Annotated in this window: 13 protein-coding genes; 8 read left to right on the forward strand and 5 right to left on the reverse strand. The window is 70.1% G+C overall.

The window, feature by feature from the left end:
- Positions 1-708: 708 nt before the first annotated feature.
- Complete coding sequence (locus FCH28_RS08530) at positions 709-2121, forward strand: AMP-binding protein (RefSeq protein WP_136739057.1); 1413 nt, start codon at positions 709-711, stop codon at positions 2119-2121.
- Positions 2122-2185: 64 nt separating this feature from the next.
- On the opposite strand, the gene FCH28_RS39675 is transcribed toward FCH28_RS08530, so the two are convergent.
- Entirely contained in the window at positions 2186-2662 is a 477-nt protein-coding gene (locus FCH28_RS39675) for a transposase family protein (RefSeq protein WP_281289685.1), read from the reverse strand.
- 784 nt (positions 2663-3446) lie between these two features.
- On the opposite strand from FCH28_RS39675, the gene FCH28_RS38505 reads away from it, so the two are divergent.
- Together FCH28_RS38505 and FCH28_RS38000 are read left to right on the forward strand one after the other, a co-directional pair.
- Complete coding sequence (locus FCH28_RS38505) at positions 3447-3620, forward strand: hypothetical protein (protein ID WP_187363784.1); 174 nt, start codon at positions 3447-3449, stop codon at positions 3618-3620.
- A 246-nt stretch (positions 3621-3866) separates the two neighbouring features.
- A complete protein-coding gene (locus FCH28_RS38000) occupies positions 3867-4013 on the forward strand; it encodes a hypothetical protein (RefSeq protein WP_169314090.1) in 147 nt (48 codons plus the stop codon).
- Positions 4014-5387: 1374 nt separating this feature from the next.
- On the opposite strand, the gene FCH28_RS08555 is transcribed toward FCH28_RS38000, so the two are convergent.
- Both FCH28_RS08555 and FCH28_RS08560 read right to left on the reverse strand, forming a co-directional pair.
- The gene (locus tag FCH28_RS08555) at positions 5388-6551 is read right to left on the reverse strand and encodes a cysteine desulfurase family protein (RefSeq protein ID WP_246102529.1); all 1164 of its coding nucleotides are present in this window, start codon (positions 6549-6551) and stop codon (positions 5388-5390) included.
- Entirely contained in the window at positions 6548-7216 is a 669-nt protein-coding gene (locus FCH28_RS08560; RefSeq protein ID WP_136739058.1) for an ArsR/SmtB family transcription factor, read from the reverse strand. The genes FCH28_RS08555 and FCH28_RS08560 overlap by 4 nt, the downstream gene beginning before the upstream one ends.
- 86 nt (positions 7217-7302) lie before the next feature.
- Here FCH28_RS08560 and FCH28_RS08565 point away from each other — a divergent pair, with 86 nt between their 5' ends.
- Both FCH28_RS08565 and FCH28_RS08570 read left to right on the forward strand, forming a co-directional pair.
- On the forward strand, positions 7303-8667 hold the full coding sequence (locus FCH28_RS08565; RefSeq protein ID WP_136739059.1) for an MBL fold metallo-hydrolase: 1365 nt from the start codon (positions 7303-7305) through the stop codon (positions 8665-8667).
- Positions 8664-9932 carry an MFS transporter gene (locus FCH28_RS08570; RefSeq protein WP_136739060.1) on the forward strand — a complete coding sequence of 423 codons (1269 nt, stop codon included), beginning with the start codon at positions 8664-8666 and terminating at the stop codon, positions 9930-9932. The genes FCH28_RS08565 and FCH28_RS08570 overlap by 4 nt, the downstream gene beginning before the upstream one ends.
- 348 nt (positions 9933-10280) lie before the next feature.
- Here FCH28_RS08570 and FCH28_RS08575 read toward each other — a convergent pair whose 3' ends face one another.
- Positions 10281-10700, reverse strand: coding sequence for an arsenate reductase ArsC (locus FCH28_RS08575; protein WP_136739061.1), 420 nt, complete (start codon positions 10698-10700; stop codon positions 10281-10283).
- A 71-nt stretch (positions 10701-10771) separates the two neighbouring features.
- Entirely contained in the window at positions 10772-11407 is a 636-nt protein-coding gene (locus tag FCH28_RS08580; RefSeq protein WP_136739062.1) for an arsenate-mycothiol transferase ArsC, read from the reverse strand.
- A 72-nt stretch (positions 11408-11479) separates the two neighbouring features.
- On the opposite strand from FCH28_RS08580, the gene FCH28_RS08585 reads away from it, so the two are divergent.
- Genes FCH28_RS08585 through FCH28_RS08595 form a run of 3 tightly spaced genes read left to right on the forward strand, consistent with a single transcriptional unit; the run spans position 11480 to position 13711 of the window.
- Positions 11480-11794 (forward strand): ArsR/SmtB family transcription factor, encoded by a 315-nt coding sequence (locus FCH28_RS08585; RefSeq protein WP_136739063.1) that lies wholly within the window; start codon positions 11480-11482, stop codon positions 11792-11794.
- A gap of 40 nt (positions 11795-11834) precedes the next feature.
- Positions 11835-12635, forward strand: a complete 801-nt coding sequence (locus FCH28_RS08590) for an aquaporin (RefSeq protein ID WP_136739064.1) — start codon at positions 11835-11837, stop codon at positions 12633-12635.
- Positions 12632-13711, forward strand: coding sequence for an ArsO family NAD(P)H-dependent flavin-containing monooxygenase (locus FCH28_RS08595; protein ID WP_136739065.1), 1080 nt, complete (start codon positions 12632-12634; stop codon positions 13709-13711). The genes FCH28_RS08590 and FCH28_RS08595 overlap by 4 nt, the downstream gene beginning before the upstream one ends.
- Positions 13712-13728 lie beyond the last annotated feature (17 nt).

Genomic DNA, 13728 nt, shown 5'->3' on the forward strand with positions numbered 1-13728 from the left:
AAACGAAACCGCCTAGCCGTGGTGACCTCCGAGCCGTCCTTGGTTGACCGCACCGCCGCACCTGCTGTTCCTCGGGTGATCGTCTACTGCCCGCCCCGCAACGTATCCAGGACACTGACGGCCATGACTGAAACCGTACTGAGTGCCGATCAGACTCGCCAACGTAAGCAGCGCACACCCGGCGTGCGCCAGATCGGCTCCGCGGGCCGTCTCGCCGACATCGGCCACGAAGATCCCCAACACCCGTCTACCGTCGCTGCTGACGCTCCTCTCAAAGCCCGGCCGTAGCCCTCGCCGCGATCGAGGGCATCTGGGACGCGCTGGTCGGCGCGGCCGATTCTGCGGCGGTGTCCTGGCCGACGACGACCCAGCCCGGTGCCCAGGCCGCCGACGCAAGCCTCCGTCGGCAATTACGCGACCACTGCCGTCCCCCCGTTGGCACCTAGCCACCCTCGGCGCACCTTCAGCGCGGATGACCACCGTGTGGCAGGTCGGCCTTCTGCGATCTGAGGCCCGCACCGCCCGCGGGCTTCGCGTCCCCGCCCGCAATGTGCTCCAGGCGGACAGCGGCCCCCATCGCGCCTCCCGGGAGTGCTGCGCGGGACCCATCAGCAACACACGTAGGGAGACGTGAGCGCAGCCAAGCGCGCATTGCAGGCAACCAGTACGCAGGACCGGCGAAACACATCACCACAAGGAGCCTCAACCATGCTGAACGGCTGCACCCCGCTCCCACCCCACGCCATCGGTCGCTATTACAACCACGGCTTCTACCAAGGCGCCGCCCTGCCCCAACTCCTCTCCGACGCCGCCCGCGCATACGCCACCTGCACCGCCCTCATCCACGGCGAGCACCGCCTCACCTACCGCGAGCTCAACCGCCGTGTCGAGCGCATGGCCGCCGGCCTCACCCTGCGGGGCATCCGCTGTGGCGATCGGGTCATCCTCCAGCTCCCGAACGTGCCCGAGTTCGTCATCACCGCCTACGCCCTCATGCGTGCCGGCGCCCTCCCGGTGTTCGCGCCCATCTCCCACCGCGCACGCGAGATCGCACATCTCGCCCACATCACCGAAGCCGCCGCCTACATCGGCCCCGGCCTCCATCACGGCTTCGACCACGCCAAAATGGCCGCGGAGATCAGCGACGACCATCCACGTCTGCGCCGTGCCTTCACCCTCGACGGCCCCGAAGGCACCCAAACAGGCTTCGCCACCGCCCCCAGCGGATGCCTGTTCTTCCCCCTTGGCTCCGTGGACGCTCCCAGCGACCGGGACCGCACCTACCACCCCAACGATGTCGCGTTCTTCCTGCCCTCGAGCAGAACTGCCGGCTCACCCAAGCTGATTCCGCGCACCCACAACGACTTCGCCTACCAAACCCGAGCCGCAGCCGACCTCATCAACCTCGGCCCCCAAGACGTCTACCTCGCAGCCCTCCCGGCCGAGTCCAACCTCACCCTCGGTGCTCCCGGCATCCTCGGCGCCCTCGCCGCCGGCGCCACCGTCGTACTGATCGACACCCCCGACCCCGCCGACGCCTTCCCCACGATCGAGGCCGAGAAGGTCACTGTCACCTCCCTCCTGCCCGCCGTCGCGCAACTGTGGTTGGACACCCCCCTCAACGGCCAGTACGACCTCTCCAGCCTGCGTCTCATCCAGATCGGTAGCGCACCTGTGCCTTCCGAACTCGCGGCCCGCATCCAACCGGCCTTCGACTGCCGCCTCCAGCAGGTCTACGGGACGGCTGAAGGGCTGCTCTGCCTCACCCGCCTCACCGACACCGACGACGTCATCCACCACACCCAGGGCCGCCCCCTCTCACCCGGCGACGAAATCCGCATCACCAACGCACACGGCACCGACCAACCGACGGGAACCCCCGGACAGCTCTGGATGCGCGGCCCCTACACCCTGCGCGGCTACTACAAAGCCCCCGACCACAACACTCACGCCTTCACCCCTGACGGCTTCTTCAAGACCGGCCACACCGCCCGCCTTACCGAAGACGGCAACCTGCTCATCGAAGCCCACACAGACGCCGCTGACTCCAGCCTCCCCGAACCTGCCAACCCACCCACCGAGCCCCCACACCAGCCCGCCCGACCCCGCCTCGACCCATGAGGACGACGAGGATGACGAAGACGACGAGGATTACTTCACACCGGCCCCCTGCCCCGCCGACAACTCACACCACCAGACGACCAGCACCCCAAAGCGGCAGCGCTCGGCCGGCGACCGGCCGTTCAGCCAGCGGTGGCACGAACCTGGCCATCGAGCCCAGCCGGGCACCGGCCCTGCCTGCCAGGGCGAGACCGACTGCGGCCAGGGTGGAACGCACTCGCTCGGTGCGCTGGCTATGCCTGCGCGTGAGGCCGGGTATCTGTTCCGCGAAGGTCCGGCGGGGGCACATGTTGTTCCCGCATCGAAACCGCCGAACTCGTAACTGGAGTGCGACGCGTCGTCCGGCGCTCGGCGCGTCAGCGGGAAACCGCAGGTAGGAGCTGTGAATCCGACTCGACCGAGCCCCGCACGCCGGGCAGACGGCGCCGACCCTAGTGCAATGCGCGTCAACACGCACTATCGACCACCACTCAGAGTGGCCGCGGCACGGAAGGTGTGCCAGAACCGTGATCCGTGAACAAAACCACGACGCCCGTTGCATGTACCTCTCCAACTTGGCGGACAGGACACGGGCGTTGGCCAGTGGGATGGTGAGGTCGGTTTCTTCCTTCAGTTTGCAGGTGACGGCGTCGGCGAGGGACTCGTCGGGCTCCGGGCATGCTCCGACTGGGCCCACCGAGCCAGCAGGTGCCTTCGAAAGTCGTCAGCCTGGCCCACTTGGGGAGACGCGGGATTGAACCCAAGATCTCTTCGTCGCGAATGAGGTTCGGGCACTGATCGTGCCTGCGCGGATGGCATTTGCGCTGGTCATCGGCGTGGTCCCGGTTGGTCTCGCGTGGTGTGGAAGGGGCTTGGGGAGCGGATCGGCTCCCAAATGGCTCCCAGGAGCGGCTGGCGGGCGACGGTGTCACGCGCTGGCCGCCGTTTGGACGATCAAGACACCCTGGCGGTCGTCACCAATGACCGCCGGATGCGTTGCTCATGTGCAGGTCCCGTGCCGCGCCCTTGGTGACCGCCTTTGACTGCGTCGGTGGGCATGGGCTATTGGGCACAGCTACCAGTTGCTCCCGGCCCGAGGGCCGGTATGGGCATGGTGCTTCCGCGCCGGCACTCAGACGCTGGCGGCGGCCGTCGCGTCCCGTGTACTCAACCGTCCGCACAGCAACACCGCCGATGTGGAGATCCCGGCCTCGGCGCCGAAGGCGTAGTTCGAACCGACCGGCAAGCCCGACCTCGCCACAGGCAAGGGCACGCCAGGGCACGCCGAGCTCTTCGTCGACCGTCACCGCGTCGGATCGGCCGACTTCCCCACGACCACCCCCGTCATGTTCAACCCCGGTGGCCTGAGCTGCGGAGCCAATCCCGGCCCCTCGGTCACGCCGGAGTACGCCTCTCCCTTCCGGTTCACCGGCACACTGCACACCGTGACCGTGGACCTGTCGGGCGAACTCATCATCGACGCGGAGTGCGAGATGCGGATGCATCTGGCACTCCAATGAACAGGACGGGGCCGGTCCAGGCGCCGACCGGTCCAGGCACCGTTAGGGCCCTGGGGCCGTCTTGTCGGCTGACTTCCTGGGGTGAATTCATTCAGCCACCGGTCAGCACTCTGGGTGCACACTACATCCGATTTTGCCTGAATTTTCATACATGTCTGTTTGGTTGCGATTCGTGCCGCGGCGTAGCGTGGGAATTGGTCCAGTCAGAGAGGACTGGTCCGTGACACGAGCTCCAAGGAGGCGATCATGAGCTTCCGCAAGGTGATCCGTAGGCGCAGGCATGGCTGCGACGGCTGGGACTACGACGACTGGGGCGACTGCGGATGCCGCCGTCGCCGTCGCGGATACGGTCGTGGATTCGGGTTTGGCTGGGGTTTCTTCCCCTTCATCTGAGGAGCGTCTCCTCACCACGCCCTAGTCTCGTGAACCAACTTCGAGGCTGGTCCTTCGTTCCACGAGGGCCGGCCTCTTGATGTTGCAGGCGGACGTGGCTTGTTGTTGACGCGGCGAGCGGCGGCGCACGGGTGTGGTGGTGGCCGGCCGGTGTGGACGAAATGCACGGTCGTCCGTACGGCGAGCATCTGAGGGCTGTTGCTCGGTGGTTGGGCGCCCGCGGTGCAAGCCCGCCGTGGGCCGAGACCGGCTGCGGTGAGTGCCGGCGGTGCACAGGGACAGGACGTGTCGTTGGGGTAACGGGTGAGCCCGACGGGGCCGTTGGTGGCTCGGGTCAGGACACCCCTCACGATGCAGGCCGTCGCCCGCCGCCTGGGCTGGGCTCTGCGCTCTGCCGTTGGGTGGGCGGCCGTGAGGAACTGCTCGAACCGGTCAGTGCCGAGCTGAGCCGGCGGATCGTGCCCGGCGCGAGCCCACGGAAGCCGACTGGCGTGACTGGCTGGCCGAACCACACCACCGGGTCGAGGTCGGCAGGGAAGACAAGCTGGACTTCCAGCCGTTCGGTGGGCAGGCGGACGCCCCACTGGAACCAGTTGCCCACTTGTCGTCTTCGACGGTGTAGGCGTACTCGATCCATACGGATTCGCCCGGGTAGAGCGGGAAGCGGCCGCGTTCGTTGTCCAAGAGCAGCCGGACTTCCTTGAAGGCATCGCGGTCGTGTTTGGCCTCCCATCGCCCCGGCACGTGGCCGTCAGATCGAGTTCATCCCAGGTCAACAGGTGGGCTCGGTAATGCGTGTTGGACCGCTCGGGGCCGCCGGGGTTGCGGTCGACGGAGATGCGGATCAGGTAGCGGGTCACCGGTTGGTCGCTGGTGCTCTGCAGCTGCCGGCGCATGGCCAGCCGGTGGTTGCTGCCGTCGTACTGGAGCCTGAGCTTGGGAAAATCAGGGGGCCTACGGGTGCCCTGCGCCTTCCTGACCAGGAAGAACGCTGCAGCTGGGATGGGTGTGCTCGGTTGAATCTCTGGCCCTTGTTGAACCGCTGTTTGCCCCTCTGTCTGGCACGGCAGTGGCACGGTGGCCGGCAAGCCCCGGAATCGGGGCCTATCCGGAGGGGCCGGAGCGCTGCGTGTCACGGGAACTGCTGCGGACCATGTGCGGATTGCTTGGGCGAAGAGGAGTAGTCCCCGAGTGATCGTCCGTTGTCAGCTCCTGTCCGAGCCATCGTGGCGGGCGGTCGGATGTGGCGGCGGAGCGTGAGCCGACGAGGAATAGGCGCAGCACGGCGATTCCGGCGATGCCGCCTGCCAGGACGAGCAGCGGGTCGAGTGGCCGGGCGGCACCGTTGCATCAGGGCGGGCCCGAGGTCCTCTGTCACCTGGCGGCAGCGGCCTTGCCGATCAGGTGGGCCGCCGTCTCGATTTCCTCTGGTGTGCTCCAGCGGCCCAGTGACAGTCGCAGCGTGCTCAGGGCTCGCTCCGGCGGCAGGCCCATAGCGGTGAGGACCGGCGAGGGGGTGTGCTCGCCGCTGTGGCAGGCCGAGCCTGTCGACGCCGCCACCTCCGGCACGGTGTCGAGGAGTTCGTGGCCGCGGATGTGGTCGATGCTGACGTTCAGGGTGTTCGGCAGCCGGGTTGTACGGGGTCCGTTGAGGTGCACCCGGCCGGGCAGGGCGGCGGCCAGGCGCTCGTGAAGGTCGTCGCGCAGCGCGGCAACGCGGTGGTGGGTGCCGGCGGCGAGGTCGTCGGCGGCCAGCTGCGCGGCTTTGCCGAGCGCGACGGCGAGGGCGACGTTCTCTGTGCCGGCCCGCAGCCCGCGCTCCTGCCCGCCGCCGTAGACGAACGGTTCGAGGACGGTTCCGTCGCGCACGTACAGGGCGGCGATGCCCTTGGGGGCGTACATCTTGTGCCCGACGAGTGTCAGGAGGTCCACGTCCCACTGCCGGACGTCCAGCGGGATCTTTCCGGCCGCCTGCGCGGCGTCGCAGTGGAAGAGCGTCCCGTGGGCGCGGGCGATCCGGGTCAGCTCGGGGATCGGCTGGAGGGCGCCGGTCTCGTTGTTGGCGGCCATGACCGAGACCAGCACGGTGTGTTCGGTGAGCGCGGCGGCCAGGTCCGCGGGGTCGACCAGGCCGTGGCGGTCGACCGGCAGGTACGTCACGTCGGCGCCGTGCAACCGTTCCAGCGCCCGGCAGGTTTCCAGGACGGCGGGGTGTTCGGTGACCTGGGCGATCACATGGGGCCGGTCGGTCTTGGTCGCCAGGACGGCGCCGCGCAGGGCGAGGTTGTCCGCCTCGGAGCCGGAGCCGGTGAACACGACCTCCCCGGCGTCCGCGCCGATCAGGGCGGCCACCTGCGCACGGGCACTGGCCAGGGCTGTCTTCGGCTCGTTGGCGTAGGTGTGGCCGCTGGAGGGGTTGCCGAACCAGTCCGCCAGATACGGGAGCATCGCGTCGACCACCCGTGGGTCCACGGGGGTGGTGGCGTTGTAGTCCAGGTATACGGGTCCGCCCCGCAGCCCGGGGCGCGCGGGGATCACGCGGCGGCCTTTGTGGCGACCGGCAGGTCGGCCAGCCGCCACTCCAGCATCCCGTCCGTCAGCCGCATGGCTCTGCGGCCCCGCTCGTGCAGCAGCCGCACCGCGTCGTAGGCCAGGACGCAGTACGCGCCCCGGCAGTACGCCACCACCTCCGCGTCTTTGGGCAACTCGGCGATACGGTCGGCGAGTTCCGCCACCGGGATGGAGAGGGCGCCGGGGATGTGTCCGGCGGTGTACTCCTCGGCGGGGCGCACATCCAGCACGACGATCTCGCCCGTCGCGGCGCGGGCGAGCAGTTCCTCCCGGTCCACTTCCTCCGCCTGGTCGGTGCCGAGATAGGCGGTGCGGGCGGGCTCGACGGCGTCCTGGTGGGTCTGGGCGACCTGGCGCAGCAGTGCGAACAGCTGCGCGACGTCGTCTCCGGCGAGCCGGTAGTGGATGCGTACGCCGTCACGGCGGGTCGCAACGAGGCCGGCCTGTTTGAGGGTCTGCAGGTGTGCCGAGGCCGTGGTCAGGTTGAGCCCGGCGGCCTTGGCGAGGGCGTCGACGGTGCGCTCGCCCTGGGCCAGCAGGTCGAGCAGTTCCAGGCGTTTTCCGCTGCTCAGCGCCTTGCCGGTGCGGGCGAAGGCGTCGTACAGCGCGGCCTTGCGGGCGGCATCTCCCATGGCATCCTCCATAAATCCATGGAATATTGTAGATGTGGGTGAGCGTGGAAGCCACACGGCCCGTACCGTGACACCTGGAGGACGCCATGGGCTTCGCCGACGGCCACCTGATACCCCTGGTCGACGCCGGGCTGGGCAACAGTGCCTACCTCGTCGACCTCGGTGACGGACGCGCCCTGGCGGTGGACGCGAGCCGCGATCTGCGCACCCTGCGTGCGGCGGCCGGCCGGCGCGGCCTCACCGTCGCGTTCGCCGCCGACACTCACCTGCACGCCGACTTCCTCTCCGGGGCCGTGCAGCTCGCACACGACGACGGCGCCACGGTGCTGGCCTCCGCCGCCGGGCACCGCGCCTTCGAGCACACCGCGCTCGCCGACGGCGACGAGAGGGACCTGGGCGGGCTGACCCTGCGGGCACTGGCCACTCCCGGACACACCGACGAGCACATGTCGTTCCTCCTCCTGGACGGCACCCGCGAACTCGGCGTGTTCACCGGCGGCTCGCTGATCGTCGGCTCGGCCGCCCGCACCGACCTGCTCGGCGCCGACCGCGCCGAGGAACTGGCCCGAGCCCAGTACCGCTCGCTCAGGCGGCTGGCCGAACTGCCGGACGCCACCGCCGTGTGGCCGACCCACGGCGCCGGATCGTTCTGCTCCGCCCCGCCCGGCGCCGAACGCACCACCACCATCGCCGCCCAGAAGCAGGCCAATGCGCTGCTCGCCGCCCCCGATGAGGACACCTTCGTACGGGAACTGCTCGGCAGCCTCGGCTCCTACCCCGCCTACTTCGCCCGGCTCGGCGAGATCAACCGACGCGGCCCCGCCGTCCTGGACTTCGAACCCGCCCTTCCCGCACTCACCGCGGACCAGGTCCGCAACCTGCTCGGCCAGGGTGCCCGGGCCGTCGACGTACGTCCCGTCGCGGACTTCGCCGCCGGCCACATCCCCGGCGCGCTCTCCATCCCGCTGCGCGAGGCGTTCGCCACCTGGCTCGGCTGGCTGCTGCCCGACGACACCCCGCTCGTCCTGGTCACCGGCCCAGGACAGGACCTCGCCGAGATCACCTGGCAGGCCCTGAAAATCGGGTACGAGCGGCTGGCCGGACACCTTGAGGGCGGCATGGCCGCCTGGACCGCAGGAGGCGGAGCGCAAGAACGCATCGAGCTGGTCACCGCCGACCGGATCGCCGGCCGCCCCGTCCTCGACATCCGGCAGGCCGCCGAACACATCGCCGGGCACATCCCGGACGCGGTCCACATCGAACTCGGCGACCTCGCCGCCCGTTCCGATGAAGCCCCGCAGCGTGCCGTGGTCGCCTGCGGTCATGGCGAACGTGCCATGACCGCCGCCAGTCTTCTGGCGCGCGCCGGGCACCGCGACCTCGCTGTTCTCCACGGCGGACCTGCCGACTGGGCCAAAGCCACCCACCGCCCCCTGGAGGAGGGCGCGTGACCACCGCCCGCACCGCACGCGCTGACAGCCACATCCGCCTCGGACTGCGCGCCAATCTCGCCCAGTTCACCCTGCTGGTCGCGGTCAACGCCCTGGTCGGCGGCATGCTCGGCCAGGAACGCATCGTCCTGCCGCTGCTGGCCGACGACGTCTTCCAGCTGTCCGCTTATACCGCGGCGCTCACCTACATCGTGGCCTTCGGCGCCACCAAAGCGATCACCAACTTCTTCGCCGGCACCCTCTCCGACCGCTATGGCCGCAAGCCCGTCCTGGTCGCGGGCTGGCTGATCGCCCTGCCCATTCCCGCCATGCTGGCCTGGGGCCCGTCCTGGGGCTGGATCGTCGCCGCCAACGTCCTGCTCGGCGTCAACCAGGGCCTGACCTGGTCCACCACCGTCATCATGAAGATCGACCTGGTCGGCCCGGCACGCCGCGGCCTTGCGATGGGCTTCAACGAGGCCGCCGGATACCTGGCCGTGGCCGCCACCGCCATGGCCACCGGAGCGATCGCGGAACACGCCGGGCTGCGGCCCGAGCCCTTCCTGCTCGGCGCCGCCTACGCCGCCCTCGCCCTGGGCCTGTCGCTCTTCGCCATCCGCGAGACCCGCGACCACGCCCGCATCGAAGCCGCCCGGCACCCCGGCCGGAACGGGGCAGACGCGGACCTGACCACTGGTCAGATCGCCTGGCGCACCAGCATCCGCGAGAGGGCGCTGTCAGCCGCGAGCCAGGCCGGGATGGTCAACAACCTCAACGACGCCCTCGCCTGGGGAATCTTCCCCCTCCTGTTCGCCGCCCACGGCCTGTCCCTCGCCCAGATCGGCCTCCTCGCCGCCCTCTACCCCGCCGTCTGGGGCGGGGGCCAGCTACTGACCGGCTGGTGGTCCGACCACATCGGCCGCAAACATCTGATCACCGCGGGCATGCTGCTGCAGGCCGCCGCCATCGGCCTCGTCGCCGAGGGCACCGCCTTCGGCGTCTGGGCAGCGGCGCAGGTACTCCTCGGCATCGGCACCGCCCTGGTCTACCCGACCCTGCTCGCCGTCATCGGGGACGTCGCCCACCCCGCCTGGCGCGCCCGCGCCGTCGGCGTCTACCGCCTGTGGCGCGACGGCGGCTTCGCGATCGGCGCCCTGCTGGCCGGAGCCCTCGCCGACGCATACGGCCTGCGCCCCGCCATCTGGGCCATCGCCGCGCTGACCGCCGCCTCCGGGCTGCTGGTAGCGGTGCGGATGTACGAAACGCATACCCGGGCCCCGGGATGATGACGGGCACGGTCGTCTTGCGGTCGGTGGGGTGGCGGTGCGCAATGCGGTGGCCGGAACCGGCGTGCGCCTTGCGGGCCGGATCCCGCCTCCGGCGCCCCGGTTCAGTGCACCTTCTCCATGGGGCGCCCGCAGCAGCAGGTCACCTCGCTTTCGACGAATCCCATGAGGTGACCTCCTTCTGGCTCCGTGCCTACGCCGGTGACCGCAAAACCTTCCCCCAGGGGGCGAGGTCAAGGAGTCGGTGATGCGGGTGTCACCGGCCGGTGCCCAGCCTTGATGAGGGGTGCTCTTCCGGCATATCCGAGTGTGTGTCGACGCAGTTGCGGATGTCAGCGTTCTCGGTGGTCACTTGGCTGCCTCGGCGTCGATCTCGGCGATCAGGGCCTCGATGCGCGTCTTGATCTCGTCGCGGATCGGGCGGACGGACTCGACACCCTTGCCCGCCGGGTCCTCCAGTGCCCAGTCGAGGTACTTCTTGCCGGGGAAGATCGGACAGGCGTCGCCGCAGCCCATGGTGATGACGTAGTCGGATGCCTGGACGGCTTCGGTGGTGAGGACCTTCGGCTTCTGCTCGGAGATGTCGATGCCGAGCTCCCGCATCGCCTCGACGGCGGCCGGGTTGACCTGGTCGGCGGGGACCGAGCCGGCGGAGCGGACCTCGACGCGGCCGCCCGCGAGGTGGGAGAGGAATCCGGCGGCCATCTGCGAGCGCCCGGCGTTGTGAATGCAGACGAACAGCACGGAGGCGAGCGGGGTGGACGACATGAGTTCTTCCTTCAACGAGGGGATCAAAACGAGGGGTTCAACGTGGATCAAGAAGCGGGGTGAGCGGCGGTTCAGGGGTCGGGCAGGGTGCCCAGCAGGGTGGTGATGTGGGCGTCTAAGGCATCGCGGATGTCCCGTACGACGGCGATGGGGGCGCCGTCGGGGTCGGGGACGGGCCAGTCCAGGTAGCGGCGGCCGGGTACGACGGGGCAGGCGTCGCCGCAGCCCATCGTGATGACGATGTCGGCGGCTTGGACCACCTCGTCGGTCAGCGGCTTGGGGTAGGCATCGGCGAGATCGACGCCCGCTTCCGTCAGGGCCTGGACGATGCCCACTTCCACCTCGGCCGCCGGGGCGGCGCCCGCGGAGGAGATCGTCACCTGTCCGCCGGCTCGGTGGTTGAGGAGGGCGGCGGCCATCTGGGAGCGGCCGGCGTTGTGGCTGCACACGAACAGCACCCGCGGCAGGCCCGCGCCGGGAGCTCCCTCGACGTGGGCGAGGGCCTCCAGCCGTTCTGCGGTGAACCGCTCGGCCAGCACTACCAGGTGGGTGTGTACTCGGGCGTGCTCGGCGAGCAGGCGGTAGGAGTCTGCCAGGAGCGCCTGCACGGTCTCTGCGCAGAAGCGTCCGGAGTGCTGGGAGGCGAGGCGGGCTGCTCCGGCGGCGAGGCGGTCGTCGGGCAGGGCGGGGGACGGGGATGCGGGCATGCGAACCCTCCGCGGGCTCAAAAGATCAGCACAGGCTGGTATCAGCTCGGGGTGATGTGACAGTATCAGTCCATGATGACGTCAGTCGACACTGACCTGATTCGGGTGCTGGCCGACCCGCTCAGGCTCCAGATCGTGACCCTGCTGGCCAAGGAGACGCTCTGCACCACGCACCTGGTCGAGGAGACCGGTGCCAAGCAGACCAACCTCTCCAACCACCTGCGGGTGCTGCGCGAGGCGGGCGTGGTCGAGACCGAGCCGTGCGGCAGGTACACCTACTACAGGCTGCGCCCGGACGCCATCGCCTCTCTCGCCGGTCAGTTCGCCGACCTCGCGGAGGCCGCGCGCGCCACCGCCGAAGCGAACCTCAAGCGGTCCTGCCCCTGATCCTCGCGCCGTACCGCCGCGACAGCACCAAGGAGTCCCGTTGACCGCCACCGAGGCCGCCTCCTCCGAGGCCACCCCGCAGACCGCCATACCCACCACCGGATCCCAGAGCGCCCCGGAGGCCACCGCGCCGCCGCTGGTCGCGCGGGCCGCCGCCGAGCTCGTCGGTACCGCCGCCCTGGTTGCGGTAGTGGTCGGCTCCGGCATCCAAGCCACCGAGTTGACCCGGGACGTCGGCCTTCAACTGCTGGCCAACTCCATTGCCACCGTCTTCGGACTCGGCGTCCTGATCGCCCTGCTCGGCCCGGTCTCCGGCGCGCACTTCAACCCGGCCGTGACGCTGGCCGAGTGGTGGACGGCCCGCCGCGCTGGCGGCTCCGGAGTCACCCTGCGCGAGGCGGTCGTCTACCTTCCCGCCCAGATCGCGGGTGCCATCGCGGGGGCCGTGCTGGCCGACGCGATGTTCGGTGAGCCGCTGGTGAAGTGGTCCACCCACGACCGGTCCGACGGGAACCTGCTGCTGGGCGAGGTCGTGGCCACCGCAGGGCTGATCCTGCTGATCTTCGGCCTCGCACGCACCGACCGCCTCCGCTTCGCACCGGTCGCCGTCGCCTCGTACATCGGCGCCGCCTACTGGTTCACCTCCTCCACCTCCTTCGCCAACCCGGCGGTGACCATCGGCCGGGCCTTCACCGACACCTTCGCGGGCATCGCCCCCGGCTCGGTCGCCGGCTTCATCGGCGCCCAGCTCGCGGGCGCCGTGGTCGGTCTGGCCCTGGCCGCGGTCATCTTCATGAACGGCAAGACCGGCACGAACGCCGGACAGTCCACCGCCGCATGACCCAGCGGGCCGATGTGGTGGTGATAGGCGGCGGCCAGGCAGGGCTCGCGGCCGGTTACCACCTGCGCCGCCTTCGCGTGGACTTCGTCATCCTCGACGCCCAGCCCACGCCGGGCGGCGCGTGGCAACACACCTGGGACTCCCTGCGCCTGTTCTCCCCGGCCGCCTACTCCTCACTGCCCGGCCGCCTCATGCCGCCCCAGTCGGGTGAGACGTATCCGGACGCCGGACACGTGGTGGAGTACCTCGCCGAGTACGAGAAGCGGTACGAGCTGCCCGTCCAGCACGGCGTCCATGTCCAGGCGGTACGCCGCGACGGCGACCGGCTGTGGGTGGAGGCCGACTCCGGCAGTTGGCGGGCGCGGGCGGTCATCAGCGCCACCGGCACATGGTCGCGCCCTTTCCGGCCCGCCATTCCCGGCTGGGAACTCTTCGCCGGGCGGCAGCTGCACACGGTGGGCTACCGGCGTCCGGTCGGCTTCGCCGGGCAGCGCGTCATCGTGGTCGGGGGCGGCAACTCCGGCGCGCAGATCGCCGCAGACCTCGCCAGCCACGGGGAGCTGACCTGGGTCACCCAGCGGCCCCCGCGCTTCCTGCCTGACGCGATCGACGGCCGCGTCCTGTTCGACGTGGCGACCACACGCCGTCGCGCCCTCGACAGCGGTGCGGGGGACACCGGCGGAGTGGCCTCGCTGGGTGACATCGTCGCCGTCCCGCCTGTACGGGATGCCCGCGACGCGGGACTCCTCAAGGCCGAGCCCATGTTCACCCACCTCGACGCGCACGGCCCCGTGTGGGCCGACGGCACGAGCACCGCAGCCGACGTGATCATCTGGTGCACTGGCTTCCGCCCCGCCCTCTCCCACCTCGCGCCACTCGGCCTGCGTGACCAGCGCGGACACATCCCCACCGGCGGCACCCGCGCCCTCGGCGAGCCCCGTCTGCACCTGCTCGGCTACGGCGACTGGACCGGTCCCGCTTCCGCCACCCTCATCGGTGTCGGCCGCCCGGCCCGCGATGCGGCCCGTGAGATCGCCCAGCGGCTCGGCATCGTGGAGAAGTGCCGCCCCGCCTGAGCGTTCTGCCGTGCAGT

This window comes from Streptomyces piniterrae, from assembly GCF_005048155.1.
In the GTDB taxonomy this organism is placed as follows: Bacteria; Actinomycetota; Actinomycetes; order Streptomycetales; family Streptomycetaceae; genus Streptomyces; species Streptomyces piniterrae.